This is a genomic window from Streptomyces sp. NPDC092952 (assembly GCF_044754785.1).
Taxonomy (GTDB): domain Bacteria; phylum Actinomycetota; class Actinomycetes; order Streptomycetales; family Streptomycetaceae; genus Streptomyces.
In genome coordinates, this window is sequence record NZ_JBIVPT010000012.1 from 31501 (window position 1) to 43729 (window position 12229).

At 73.7% G+C, this 12229-nt stretch carries 12 protein-coding genes; 8 read left to right on the forward strand and 4 right to left on the reverse strand.

Annotated elements, in window-relative coordinates; all coding sequences use genetic code 11:
* Positions 1–77: 77 nt before the first annotated feature.
* Positions 78–578, reverse strand: a complete 501-nt coding sequence (locus ACIQGQ_RS25560; RefSeq protein ID WP_352277838.1) for a DUF6643 family protein — start codon at positions 576–578, stop codon at positions 78–80.
* Positions 579–888: 310 nt separating this feature from the next.
* Between ACIQGQ_RS25560 and ACIQGQ_RS25565 the strand changes: the two genes are divergently transcribed.
* Both ACIQGQ_RS25565 and ACIQGQ_RS25570 read left to right on the forward strand, forming a co-directional pair.
* Positions 889–1530, forward strand: coding sequence for a nucleotidyltransferase domain-containing protein (locus ACIQGQ_RS25565; RefSeq protein WP_402399279.1), 642 nt, complete (start codon positions 889–891; stop codon positions 1528–1530).
* Between the two features lie 38 nt (positions 1531–1568).
* Positions 1569–2321, forward strand: a complete 753-nt coding sequence (locus ACIQGQ_RS25570; protein WP_402399282.1) for a type 1 glutamine amidotransferase — start codon at positions 1569–1571, stop codon at positions 2319–2321.
* Here ACIQGQ_RS25570 and ACIQGQ_RS25575 read toward each other — a convergent pair.
* Positions 2311–3516 (reverse strand): cytochrome P450, encoded by a 1206-nt coding sequence (locus tag ACIQGQ_RS25575; protein WP_402399285.1) that lies wholly within the window; start codon positions 3514–3516, stop codon positions 2311–2313. The genes ACIQGQ_RS25570 and ACIQGQ_RS25575 overlap by 11 nt on opposite strands.
* A gap of 215 nt (positions 3517–3731) precedes the next feature.
* On the opposite strand from ACIQGQ_RS25575, the gene ACIQGQ_RS25580 reads away from it, so the two are divergent.
* Complete coding sequence (locus tag ACIQGQ_RS25580; protein WP_402399288.1) at positions 3732–5108, forward strand: TerD family protein; 1377 nt, start codon at positions 3732–3734, stop codon at positions 5106–5108.
* Positions 5109–5142: 34 nt separating this feature from the next.
* Here ACIQGQ_RS25580 and ACIQGQ_RS25585 read toward each other — a convergent pair whose 3' ends face one another.
* A complete protein-coding gene (locus tag ACIQGQ_RS25585; protein WP_402399291.1) occupies positions 5143–6315 on the reverse strand; it encodes a glycosyltransferase in 1173 nt (390 codons plus the stop codon).
* 58 nt (positions 6316–6373) lie between these two features.
* Here ACIQGQ_RS25585 and ACIQGQ_RS25590 point away from each other — a divergent pair, with 58 nt between their 5' ends.
* The 4 genes from ACIQGQ_RS25590 to ACIQGQ_RS25605 all read left to right on the forward strand — a co-directional run bounded on the left by ACIQGQ_RS25590 (position 6374) and on the right by ACIQGQ_RS25605 (position 9946).
* A complete protein-coding gene (locus ACIQGQ_RS25590) occupies positions 6374–7162 on the forward strand; it encodes a glutamate racemase (protein ID WP_402399294.1) in 789 nt (262 codons plus the stop codon).
* 59 nt (positions 7163–7221) lie between these two features.
* A complete protein-coding gene (locus ACIQGQ_RS25595) occupies positions 7222–7785 on the forward strand; it encodes a hypothetical protein (protein ID WP_402399297.1) in 564 nt (187 codons plus the stop codon).
* 64 nt (positions 7786–7849) lie between these two features.
* On the forward strand, positions 7850–9436 hold the full coding sequence (lnt, locus tag ACIQGQ_RS25600; protein ID WP_402399300.1) for an apolipoprotein N-acyltransferase: 1587 nt from the start codon (positions 7850–7852) through the stop codon (positions 9434–9436).
* Between the two features lie 30 nt (positions 9437–9466).
* Complete coding sequence (locus tag ACIQGQ_RS25605) at positions 9467–9946, forward strand: NUDIX hydrolase (protein ID WP_402399303.1); 480 nt, start codon at positions 9467–9469, stop codon at positions 9944–9946.
* 55 nt (positions 9947–10001) lie between these two features.
* Here the strand turns inward: ACIQGQ_RS25605 and ACIQGQ_RS25610 are convergent, their stop codons facing one another.
* Positions 10002–11387 carry an MFS transporter gene (locus ACIQGQ_RS25610; RefSeq protein ID WP_402399306.1) on the reverse strand — a complete coding sequence of 462 codons (1386 nt, stop codon included), beginning with the start codon at positions 11385–11387 and terminating at the stop codon, positions 10002–10004.
* A 214-nt stretch (positions 11388–11601) separates the two neighbouring features.
* On the opposite strand from ACIQGQ_RS25610, the gene ACIQGQ_RS25615 reads away from it, so the two are divergent.
* Positions 11602–12219, forward strand: a complete 618-nt coding sequence (locus ACIQGQ_RS25615; protein WP_402399309.1) for a TOPRIM nucleotidyl transferase/hydrolase domain-containing protein — start codon at positions 11602–11604, stop codon at positions 12217–12219.
* Positions 12220–12229 lie beyond the last annotated feature (10 nt).

Genomic DNA, 12229 nt, shown 5'->3' on the forward strand with positions numbered 1-12229 from the left:
CCGCTACGGCAACACGGAAGCCGCCGCCGAGTCCCCATGGCCCGGCGGCGGCTCCGTACGACGGTGCATGTCCCGGCTCAGTACCCCCGGCCCTGGTAAGGGCGGTTGTACGGGTCCTCGTAGGGCGAGGGGGCCGGGCGGGGCGCCGGGGCGGGCGCGGGGCGCGGAGCCGCCGGGCGCATCGCCTCGTAGCCGGTACCGGGCGCGGGGCGCTGCGGCTGCTGGGGATGGGGCGCCGGGTAGCCGCCGCGGGCCGCGGCGGGCTGCTGCGGGATGTACGGCGCCGGGGCGTGCTGCAACGGCGCGGGCGGCGCGGGCGCGTACCCCTGCGGGGGTGCGGGCTGCGGATAGCCGTACGACGGCGCGGGCGGAGTGGGGGTGGGGGCCGCGGGAAGGGCCGGCAGCGCCGCCGGGAGGGCGGGCAGGTAGCTGTTGCCGGTGTCGTAGGCGGCCGGGACTCGGATCGGAGCGATCTGAGGAGTGCCCCGCTCCGCGACCAGGGAGTCGTAGATCGGAGTGTCGGGGAACGACGGTGCGGCGTAGTAGCCGCCGCCGAAGGTGGAGCGGGGGGACGTCATGACACCTAAGTTAAGCCCACGATGTGCCGGTTGGGGAGTCCCCATCTCGGGGGCATCCGATTTACGCTGATTCCGTCGGTGCGAGCCGCTGAAAGATTGCTAAATCCGCCGTGAACACGAGGCCTTTTCCGGCGGTGGGCGCGATGGTTCACGAGAAGTGGCCGCCGGGCCGCAAAGGGTGACATCCGCGCGGTACTGCCCGGAGCGGAGATCATCGGCCCGGAACGCTTTCGCCGGGCCGGTTAAATGCGGGATAAGCGTTCAGCCGGTGAAATTTCCGTGTGGCAAGTGCCGCCAGTATCTTGGGCCGATGACCGAACTACCGCCGCCCGGCGGCACCGTGGCCGACTTGGACGAAGTGGAGGCCCGCTGGGCGGGTGCCTGGCGGCCGGAGCGGATCGCGGAGCGGTTGCGCGGAATCGATACCCCGTGGTGCGTCGCGGCGGGATGGGCGCTGGATCTGTTCCGCGGGGAGCAAACACGGGCGCACGGCGATCTGGAGATCGCGGTGCCCGCCGCGGATTTCCCCGGGATTCGGGACCGATTCCCCGATCTTGTCTTCGACGCGGTCGGCTGGGGGCGGATCTGGGAAGAGGCGGGAGCCGGGGTTCTGGCGGCCACGCATCAGACGTGGGCGAGGGATCCGGAGAGCGGCCGGTTCCTGTTCGACGTGTTCCGCGAGCCGCACGACGGCGGTATGTGGATCTGCCGCCGGGACCCGGAACTGCGGCTGCCCTACGACGAGATCATCGAGTGCACACCGGACGGCATCCCTTATCTGGCACCCGAAGCGGTGCTGCTCTTCAAGGCGAAGGCGGCGCGGCCCAAGGACGGGGCGGACTTCCACGGAGTGCTGCCGCTGCTGGACCGGGCGCGACGGCACCGCCTGGGCACCTGGCTGGAACGCGTCCATCCCGGGCACGTATGGCTGGCGGAGCTGACGGAACGGTAGTCGGAGCCACGCGACGGACGACGGCGAGGAGCGGCACGATGAAGGACACCGGCACGACGGCCACGGCCCTGGTGGTGCAGCACGACTCCGGAGGCGGCCTCGGCCGCTGGACCGCCTGGCTGGCGGAGCGGGGCGTCACGGCACGGGTGGTCCGGGCCCACGAGGGCGACCCGCTTCCGGACCGGCTGGAGGACTCCGCGCTCATCGTGCTCGGCGGAGCCTTCCTTCCCGACGACGACGTCCGCGCGCCCTGGCTGCCCGCGACCCGGGAGCTGGTGCGCCAGGCCCTTGCCGCACGGACGCCGGTGTTCGGCATCTGCCTCGGGGGCCAGCTGCTCGCCCAGGTCGCCGGTGGCGAGGTGCGCGGCAACCACGGAACGCCCGAGTTCGGCAGCACCCGGCTCGACCTGCGCCCCGAGGCGGCCGACGATCCGCTGTTCCACGGGCTGCCCGCACACCCCTCGGCCATCGAGAACCACGTCGACGCCGTCACCGCGCTCCCCGCCGGCGCCCACTGGCTGGCCCGCAGCGAGGACTGCCCCTACCAGGCGTTCAGGATCGGCTCCGCGGCGTGGGGCGTGCAGTTCCACCCGGAGACCACCGCCGAGCGGATCCGAGGCTGGAACCGCGACCGCCTGCACCGCAACGGCGCGCCGGACCCGGAGACCCTGCACGCCCGGGCGGTGCGGGACGAGCCCGGGGCCACCGCCACCTGGCGCACCGTCGCCCACCGCTTCGCGGACCTCGCGGCCCGCGACCCGGCACCCCGGCCTGGCGGCGTCACCAGGTGACGGGTACCGCGTCGACGCCGTAGATCACGTCCGTGTGGTACGTGAGGTCCTCGAACGGGACCGCGAGCCGCAGTCCGGGCAGGCGGCGGAAGAGTGCGGGCAGGGCGATCCGCAGCTCCGTACGGGCCAGCGTCTGGCCCAGGCACTGATGGGCCCCGAAGCTGAAGGCCAGATGGTGGCGGGCGTCGCGGGTCAGGTCCAGCCGGTCGCCCCGCGCGAACCGCTCGCCGTCCCGGTTGGCGGTGGAGAGTATCAGCACCACGCCCTCGCCCGCCCGGATCACGGTGCCGTCGACGTCGAGGTCCGCCACCGCCACCCGGGGCACACCGTGGTGAACGACGGTCAGGTACCGCAGCAGCTCCTCCACCGCGCCGTCGGTGAGATCCGGTTCGGTGCGCAGGAGCCGGGCCTGCTCCGGGTCGCGCAGCAGGGCGAGGGCGGCCAGCGCCGTCATGTCGATGGTGGTCCCGTGGCCCGCGGTCAGCAGGAGCCGCCCCATCGAGGCGACCTCCTCGGACGTGAGGCCCTCGCGCCCGGCCAGATGGCCGAGCACGCTCTCGTCGGGGACACGTCGCTTCCGCTCGACGAGGTCGATCAGGTACCCGCTCAGGGCCGCGAGGGACTCCCGCAGTTCCCCGATCTCCGGGTCGGTCTCGGACAGGACGTGGCTGTGCTTCTGGAGGAAGGGATGGTCCTCGTACGGCAGGCCCAGCAGTTCCAGGACGATCCGCGAGACCACCGGAACGGCGAAGTCGGGAACCAGGTCGGCCGTTCCGTCCCCGGCGGTCATCCGGTCCAGCGTCTCCTCCACCACCTGCTGGATCCGCGGTTCCATCGCCTGGACCCGCTTGACGATGAAGTCGCCCGCGAGCAGGTGCCGTTGACGGGCGTGCTCGGTCTCGTCCAGTCGGATGAAGGACGGGGTGCTGCGGTCCAGCAGCCGCCGTCTGCTCCGGGACAGCAGCGGAAACCCGTCGATCCGGACGTCGGCGCTCAGCCGCCGGTCGCCGAGGAGCGCCCTGACCTGCGGGTACCCGGTCACCAGCCAGCAGACCGAGCCGTCCCACAGGACCGCCCGCGCCGGGCGGCCGGTGTGCAGGGCCTGCTGGTAGGCGGGCGGCGGGTCGAAGGGGCATCCGGCGGCGCGGGCGGCGGGGAAGCCGAGCGGCGGATCGGCGGAACCGTGAGGGGGCACGCGGTACTCCTACCGAAGACCGGCCCCGTGCGCGGGGCGGGCCGCGCCGGAACCCGCCTGGAACACCCGATCGGAAGACCGGAACGGGCCGGGGAGGCCCCGGACCGCCGCGGACGGACGGTCCGCCGGTCCGGCCCGGCCCGGTCTCCGCGTCCCGTGCGCCCGCCCGGCGGGTTAGGTTTGCGGGCAAGAGATTGTGGACAGCGGGACTCGCGATGGGGGCGAGCATGACCATGCAAAAAGGGGCCAATGTTCCGGTGCCGGCCCAGGCCGTGCGGGTCGAACTGGGGTGGCGTACCGCCCCGGGGACACCGGACGTCGACGGCTCGGCGCTCCTTCTCGTATCGGGGAAAGTGCGCGGCGACGCCGACTTCGTCTTCTACAACCAGCCCTCGCACGCCTCCGGCGCGGTGCGCCACGAGGGCAAGCGCCCGTCCGCGGGGGGCATGACGGACAACCTCGCGGTCGATCTCGCCCGAGTCGAACCGGCCATCGACCGGGTGGTCCTGGCGGCCTCCGCGGACGGCGGCACCTTCGGCCGGGTGTCCGGTCTGTACGTACGGATCACGGACGCGGCGAACGGCACGGAGATCGCGCGCTTCGACAGCTCGGACGCCACGGTCGAGACCGCGTTCATCCTCGGTGAGCTCTACCGCCGCCAGGGCGCCTGGAAGTTCCGGGCCGTCGGCCAGGGGTACGACACCGGCCTCGCGGGTCTCGCGACCGACTTCGGGATCTCCGTCGACGAACCGCAGCAGCCGCCCCGGCCGCCGCAGTCCCCCCAGTACCCGCCGCCGCCCCAACCTCAGCAGCCTCAGGCGTACCAGCCGTATCCGCAGCCCCAACCGCCCCAGCCGTCCTGGGCTTCCCAGCAGACGCAGAGCGCGACCATGCCCCCGCACATGCCTCCCGCCCCGCCGGCTCCGCCGATGGCGCCGCCGGCCGCCGCCCCGGTACGCCTCTCCAAGGTGACACTCACCAAGGAGGCGCCGCGGGTCTCCCTCGCCAAGCAGGGCGGCACGTCGGGGGCGCTCCGCGTCAACCTCAACTGGGAGGTGCGCAAGCAGTTCAAGGGCTGGGGGAGCAAGCTCGGCCGGGCCGTCGCCCAGCACGCGGACCTCGATCTCGACCTCTGCGCCCTCTACGAGCTCACCGACGGCAGCAAGGGCGTCGTCCAGGCCCTGGGGAACGCCTTCGGCGCCCTCCACCAGCCCCCGTACATCCATCTCGACGGGGACGACCGCACCGGCGCCGTGGCCACCGGCGAGAACCTCACCGTCAACCTCGACCACATGGACAGACTCCGCCGCGTCCTCATCTTCGTCACCATCTACGAGGGCGCCCGGAGCTTCGCCGATCTCCACGCGACCGTCACGCTCCAGCCGCAGCACGGCGCGCCGATCGACTTCTCGCTCGACGAGTGCACCGTCCCGTCCACCGTCTGCGCCCTGGCCCTGCTGACGAACAACGGGGGAGACCTCACCGTCCAGCGCGAGGCCCGCTATCTCGTCCCCGAGCGCGGGGTGAGCCCGCAGCGCACCATCGACCACGCCTACGGGTGGGGCATGAACTGGACCCCCGGCCGCAAGTGACCCCGGCCGGGCCGGTCCGCCGCCGGGCTCCCGCTCACCGCTCCGGCGCGGCCTCGGGACGGGCGTACGTACGCCCCTTCCAGGCCGCGCCCCGGCCCCGGTAGTGCCGCACCGCCGAGTCGACCGTCATCAGCAGATAGAGCACGGCGGTGAAGGGCAGCAGCGGCGCCCACCACGGCGACTGCCGGTAGTAGTGGAGCATCGGAAGGTACGTCCCGGCCATCACCGCCCACGCCAGACCGCCCGCCCACGCCGCCACCGGGTCCCCGGCCAGCAGCCCGGCGGCCAGCGCGAGCGGCGGCGCGAGATAGACCAGCGCCAGCCCCAGCACCGTCCCCACCAGCAGCGGCGGGCTGTGCCGCAGCTGCGCGTACGCGCTCCGCGCCACCATCCGCCACAGATCCGCCAGCCGCGGATACGGCCGCACACTGTCCACCCGCTCGGCGAGCCCCAGCCAGATCCGCCCCCCGCCGCGCTGCACCGCCCGCGCCAGCGACACGTCGTCGATCACCGCCTGCCGGATCGACTCCGGAACCCGGGCCCGCTCCGCCGCCCCGGTCCGCAGCAGGACACAGCCACCGGCCGCGGCGGCCGTCCGCGCCCCGGCCCGGTTCACCCACCGGAACGGGTAGAGCTGCGAGAAGAAGTAGACGAAGGCCGGTACGACCAGCCGTTCCCACCCGCTCGACACCCGCAGCCGGGCCATCTGCGAGACCAGGTCGTAGCCGCCGGACTCGGCGGCGGCGACCAGCTCGCGCAGGCTGTCCGGCTCGTGCGCGATGTCGGCGTCCGTCAGCAGCAGGTACGCCGGCCTGCGCAGCCGGGCGCGGGCGATCCCGTGCCGCACCGCCCAGAGCTTGCCCGTCCAGCCCGGCTCGGGCTCGCCCGGCGACAGCACCGACACCGGCAGCCCGCCGTACCGGACGGACAGCGCGCGGGCGACGTCGCCCGTACCGTCCGTACTGCAGTCGTCGACGAGGATGACCTCCGCACGCCCCGGGTAGTCCTGCGCCAGCAGGGACGGAAGGCTCACCGGCAGCATGTCGGCCTCGTCACGGGCGGGCACCACGACGGCGACGGACGGCCAGCGCCCGGGGTCCTCGCGGCGGGGCAGCCGCTGGCCGGTCAGCCAGAAGAACCCCTGTCCTAGCAGCAGCCACACCCATGCGGCCAGCGAACCCACGGCGATCCAGGCAACGGCGCTCATTCGCCGCAGTCTGCCCCACCCGGACGTAACCGCACGAGCTGTCGACTATGGTGACCGGGTGAAGATCGCGCTCATGGACTCGGGAATCGGCCTGCTCGCGGCGGCCGCCGCGGTACGCCGGCTGAGGCCCGACGCCGATCTGGTGCTCTCCTCCGACGCCCCCGAGCACACGCCCTGGGGGCCGCGTACGCCCGAGTACGTGACCGCCCACGCGCTGGACGTGGCCCGTGCGGCCGCTGCCCACCGGCCGGACGCACTGATCGTCGCCTGCAACACCGCCTCCGTCCACGCCCTGCCCGCGCTCCGCGCCGCGTTCGAGCCCGAGCTGCCGGTCATCGGCACCGTCCCCGCGATCAAGCCGTCCGTCGCCACGGGCGGTCCCGTCGCGATCTGGGCGACGCCCGCCACCACCGGCAGCCCGTACCAGCGCCGGCTCATCGCGGAATTCGCCGGCGCCGTCGACGTCACCGAGGTGCCCTGTCCGGGCCTCGCCGACGCCGTGCAGGACGCCGACGAGGCCGCGATCGACCGGGCCGTCGCCGCTGCCGCCGCCCACACCCCGCGCGACGTGCGGGCCGTGGTCCTCGGCTGCACCCACTACGAGCTGGTCGGCGAGCGCATCCGCGCCGCCGTGGGGCGGCCCGGCCTGCCGCCCGTCTCGCTGTACGGATCGGCCGAGGCCGTCGCCGCCCAGGCACTGCGCCGGATCGGGGCCGAACCCGCTCCGTCGGCCGAATCCACCGGACGCGTCTCGGTGCTCGTCGGCGGCGACCTCACCGACCTCCCCCGGGCCGCGCCCGCCTACCCGGAGGGGCTTCTGCTGGGAGCCGTCAGCCCGGTCCGCTGACCCGGCGCGGGCCCTTCGGCCCCTGCCCGGCGTGCGGATTCCTGAGTACGCTGCTGGACATGAGGGACGACTCCCGCGAATCCCGTCACAACGGAACAGACCCGCACCCCGCCGTCTGGACCGGCCGGGCCACCAACCGGGCCCAGTGGGTCCTCGCGGCCGGGGGAGCGGCCTGCCTGGCGCTCGGCGTCCAGCTGGCCGTGAGCTCCAACTGGACCTCCGGGGTCGCCCCGCTGCTGATGTCCGTGATCGGCTGCGTCGCCGCCGGACTCCTCATGCTGTTCGGCACCCTCGCCTTCGTGAACGTGGCCGTCCGGATCGACGGGGACGCCCTGGAGGTGCGCTGCGGCCACATGGGCCTGCCCCGGCGCCGGATCCTGCTGACCCAGGTGGTCGGCGCCGAGTTCGCCCCCGAGGTCACCCCGCGCCAGTGGGGCGGCTGGGGCTACCGCTGGCGCCCCGATCAGGGCACGGCCGTGGTGGTCCGCCGGGGCGAGGGGCTGGTGCTCCGGCTCGGCGACGGCCGCACGTTCACCATCACGGTCGACGACGCCGAGGCGGGCGTCCGGTTCATCCGCGAACGTCTGCGGCTGACCACGGGCGGCGCGGCGGCCGGAGCCTGACCAGGGGCACTTCCTGCCGGGAGGGGCTCCCGGGCGCACAGCCGCCCACCGTAGACTCCGCCGGGTGAGCGCCACCATCACCCCCGTCGGAGCCGCGCAGCCGGTTTCCTCCCCCGTCTCCCGGCGACAGCGCCTGGTACGACCCGCCGCCGCAGTGATCGCGGGCGTGCTGCTCTATCTGAGCTTCCCGCCCCGCCCCCTGTGGTGGCTGGTCCTGCCCGGTTTCGCCCTGCTCGGCTGGGTGCTGCACGGCCGGCGGCTCCGCGCCGGTTTCGGGCTCGGCCTCCTCGCCGGTCTCGGCTTCATGCTGCCGCTGCTGCACTGGACGGGCGAGGACGTCGGCCCCGTGCCGTGGCTGGCCCTCGCCACCGCCGAGGCGCTGTTCATCGCGGTCGGCTGCATCGGGATCGCCGCCGTCAGCCGGCTCGCCTGCTGGCCGCTGTGGGCCGCCGCCGTCTGGGCGCTCGACGAGGCGGTCCGGGCCCGGGTGCCGTTCGGCGGCTTCCCCTGGGGGAAGATCGCGTTCGGCCAGGCGGACAGCGTGTTCCTGCCGCTGGCCGCCCTGGGCGGCACCCCGCTGCTCTCCTTCGCGGTGGTGCTGTGCGGCTTCGGCCTCTGCGAGGCGGTGCTCCGCTTCCGCGCGTACCGGCGGACCGGGACCGTGCCGCGCGGGGCCGTGGCCGCCGCGGCCGCGGCCGTGCTCGTCCCCGTGGCCGGGGCCTTCGCCGCACTGCCGCTGGTCGACGACTCCGCCGAGGACGGCACCGCCACCGTCGCCGCGATCCAGGGGAACGTGCCCCGGCTCGGGCTCGACTTCAACGCCCAGCGCCGCGCCGTCCTCGACAACCACGTGCGCCGCACCGAGCAGCTCGCCCGGGAGGTGAAGCAGGGCAAGGTCCCGCAGCCCGACTTCGTCCTGTGGCCCGAGAACTCCTCCGACCTCGACCCCTACCGCAACGCCGACGCCCGCATCCTCATCGACGAGGCGGTCAAGGCGATCGGCGCGCCCACCGTGATCGGGGCGGTCGTCGAGCCCGACACCGGGAACCTGCGCAACACCCTCATCCAGTGGAACCCGGGCAAGGGCCCGGTCGACACCTACGACAAGCGCCACATCCAGCCGTTCGGCGAGTACATGCCGATGCGGTCCATCGCCCGGGTCTTCAGCTCGGACGTGGACCGGGTGCAGCGCGAGTTCGGTCCCGGGAAGAAGGTCGGCGTCTTCGACCTGGCGGGCACCAGCGTCGGGCTCGTGACCTGCTACGAGGCCGCGTTCGACGACGCCGTACGGGACACCGTCATGCACGGCGGCCAGCTGATCGCCGTACCCAGCAACAACGCCACCTTCGGCCGCAGCGAGATGACCTACCAGCAGCTGGCCATGTCCCGGGTACGGGCCGTCGAGCACAGCAGGTCCGTCGTCGTTCCCGTCACCAGCGGGGTCAGCGCGGTGATCCGCCCGGACGGGACGATCGTCCAGCAGACGAAGCAGTTCACCCCGGACGCGCTCGTGGACGAGGTGCCGCTGCGCTCCTCGCTGACGCCCGCGACCCGGATGGGCACGCTTCCCGAGGGCGTCCTCGTCCTGATCGCCGCGGCCGGGCTCGGCCTGGTCGCCCTGCGCGCGGTCCGCGCCCGGCGCGCCCGGTGACCGGCGGCCGCACCACGTAGGGTCGGGGCCATGGCTACTCCTGATTTCATCCGTCGGATCCGCGCCACCGCGGGTCAGCAACTGCTCCTGCTGCCGGGGGTCACCGCGATCGTCTTCGACGACGAGGGCCGGGTCCTGCTCGGCCGCCGCACCGACACCGGCAAGTGGGCGGTGATCGGCGGCATCTGCGAACCGGGGGAGCAGCCGGCGGCCACGGCGGAGCGCGAGGTGTTCGAGGAGACGGCGGTGCGCTGCGTGGCGGAGCGGGTGGTGCTCACCCAGGCCCTGGAGCCCGTGGAGTACGCGAACGGCGACCGCTGCCAGTACCTCGACGTGACCTTCCGCTGCCGGGCCACCGGCGGCGAGGCCCGGGTCAACGACGACGAGTCGCTGGATGTGGGCTGGTTCTCGGTGGACGCGCTGCCGCCGCTGGACGAGTTCGGGCTCTTCCGGATCAAGCAGTCCCTGAGCGACGGGCCCACCTGGTTCGAGCCCACCCCGCAGCCGTGAGCGGGACCGTCCGCCGGGCGGGCCGTGCACGCGGCCCCGCCCGGCGGACGGTGTTTCAGGCGGTCCGGGCGTCCGCCGCCCGCGCCTCGGACCCGTCCGGGTCGGGGGCCGTCGCCCCGATCTCCGCGAGGTCCCGGTGCCGGGTCTCCCGGGCGCAGCCGACCGCTAGCAGGGTGATCAGGGCCGCGGCGATCACGTACAGCGAGATCGGCGTCGAGCTGCCGTAGTCCGCGAGCAGCGCGGTGGCGATGAGCGGGGCCGGGGCACCGGCCGCGACCGAGGAGAACTGCGCGCCGATCGACGCGCCCGAGTACCGCACCCGGGTCGCGAACATCTCGGAGAAGAACGCCGCCTGCGGCGCGTACATCGCACCGTGGAACACGAGCCCGACGGTGACGGCGAGCAGCACGTTCCCGAAACTCCGGGTGTCGATCAGCGCGAAGAACGGGAACGTCCAGACCGCGACGCCGACCGCACCGACGAGATAGACCGGCTTGCGGCCGATCCGGTCCGAGAGGGCTCCCCACATCGGGATGACCGCGAAGTGCACGGCCGAGGCGACCAGCACCGCGTTGAGCGCCGTCTGCTTGCTGAGATCGGCCGCCGTGGTCGCGTAGACCAGCACGAACGCGGTGATGACGTAGTAGCTGATGTTCTCGGCCATCCGGGCGCCCATGGCGATCAGCACGTCGCGCCAGTGATGGCGCAGTACGGCGACCAGCGGCATCTTCTCCGTCGCCCCGGCGGTGGCCCTGCGGGCCTCGGCCCTGGCCAGCGCCTCCTGGAAGACCGGCGACTCGTCGACGGAGAGCCGGACCCACAGGCCGAGCAGGACGAGCACACCGGAGAGCAGGAACGGGATGCGCCACCCCCATGCCCCGAAGGCGGAGTCGGACATCAGCGCGGTGAGCGCGGAGAGTACCCCGGTGGCGAGCAGCTGCCCCGCCGGGGCGCCGGTCTGCGGCCAGGAGGCCCAGAAGCCGCGCCGCCGGGCGTCGCCGTGCTCCGACACCAGCAGCACCGCCCCGCCCCACTCGCCGCCGAGCGCGAAGCCCTGCACCAGCCGCAACACGGTGAGCAGCACCGGGGCGGCGGACCCGACGGTGGCGTGGGTCGGCAGCAGCCCGATCGCGAACGTCGCCCCGCCCATCATCAGCAGGCTGATCACCAGCAGCTTCTTGCGGCCGAGCCGGTCGCCGTAGTGCCCGAAGACCAGGGCGCCGAGCGGCCGGGCGGCGAAGCCGACCGCGTAGGTGAGGAAGGAAAGGAGCGTGCCGACGAGCGGGTCGGACTCGGGGAAGAACAGCTTGTTGAAGACCAGCGCGGCGGCCGAGCCGTACAGGAAGAAGTCGTACCACTCGACGGTGGTGCCGATGAGACTGGCGGCGACGATCCGCCTGAGGTTCGAGGATGCCGGCGGGGAGCTTGCTGGGGCTGCCATGGACACCACTTCCGGAGGGTGGGGACGGTTCCGTGTCGCCACACCGTAGGGAGGCCCGGATCGGCGGCGTATGTGGTGGGGCACCACACTTCCCGGGCGGGGTGTGCCCGGAGCCACCACGACGGACGGGCCACCGTCCCGTTCGTCCCGGGGACCCGGCCGGGGCGGGGAAATCCCTTGGCGGGGAGGAGACCCGGGAGCGAGACTCGGCCCCATGACGGAGATGCGGTTGTTCCAGGAATCGGTCGTGGCATGGGCGGCCGGCGGCCCCGGGGACCCCGTGCGCGAGCTGGCCGCGCGGCTGCCGGTCCGGACGGTCGTCCTGCTGGAGGGGCCGAGCGACGCCGCCGCGGTCGACGCGCTGGCCGCCGCCCGGGGCCGGGACCTGGCGGCGGAAGGGGTCTGCGTCCTGCCGATGGGCGGGGCGATGAGCGTCGGACGTTTCGCCGGGCTGCTCGGCCCGACCGGTCTGGGCCTGCGCCTGACCGGGCTCTGCGACGAGCGCGAGCGCGGCTACTACGCCCGTGGCCTGGAGCGGGCCGGCGCGGTTCCGCAGGAGTTCTTCGTCTGCGCGGCCGACCTGGAGGAGGAGCTGATCCGCGCGCTCGGGGTGGCCCGGGTGAGGGAACTGATCGCCGCGGAGGGCGATCTGCGCCCCCTGGAGACCTTCCTCGGCCAGCCCGCCCAGCAGGGCCGCGCCCCGGAACAGCAGATACGGCGCTTCCTCGGCACGAAGAAGGGCCGCAAGATCCACTACGGCCGGGTCCTGGTCGAGGCCCTCGGTCCCGGCCGCGCCCCCGCCCCGCTCGACGACCTGTTCGCCGCCCTCTGACCCCCGCCGG

Bases quoted from the DNA above. Each gene is read 5' to 3' on its own strand.
- ACIQGQ_RS25580 (WP_402399288.1), top strand. From the start codon at position 3,732: ATGGGGGCGAGCATGACCATGCAAAAAGGGGCCAATGTTCCGGTGCCG.
- ACIQGQ_RS25595 (WP_402399297.1), top strand. From the start codon at position 7,222: ATGAGGGACGACTCCCGCGAATCCCGTCACAACGGAACAGACCCGCAC.
- ACIQGQ_RS25615 (WP_402399309.1), top strand. From the start codon at position 11,602: ATGACGGAGATGCGGTTGTTCCAGGAATCGGTCGTGGCATGGGCGGCC.
- ACIQGQ_RS25610 (WP_402399306.1), bottom strand. From the start codon at position 11,387: ATGGCAGCCCCAGCAAGCTCCCCGCCGGCATCCTCGAACCTCAGGCGG.
- ACIQGQ_RS25605 (WP_402399303.1), top strand. From the start codon at position 9,467: ATGGCTACTCCTGATTTCATCCGTCGGATCCGCGCCACCGCGGGTCAG.
- ACIQGQ_RS25565 (WP_402399279.1), top strand. From the start codon at position 889: ATGACCGAACTACCGCCGCCCGGCGGCACCGTGGCCGACTTGGACGAA.
- ACIQGQ_RS25570 (WP_402399282.1), top strand. From the start codon at position 1,569: ATGAAGGACACCGGCACGACGGCCACGGCCCTGGTGGTGCAGCACGAC.
- ACIQGQ_RS25585 (WP_402399291.1), bottom strand. From the start codon at position 6,315: ATGAGCGCCGTTGCCTGGATCGCCGTGGGTTCGCTGGCCGCATGGGTG.
- ACIQGQ_RS25560 (WP_352277838.1), bottom strand. From the start codon at position 578: ATGACGTCCCCCCGCTCCACCTTCGGCGGCGGCTACTACGCCGCACCG.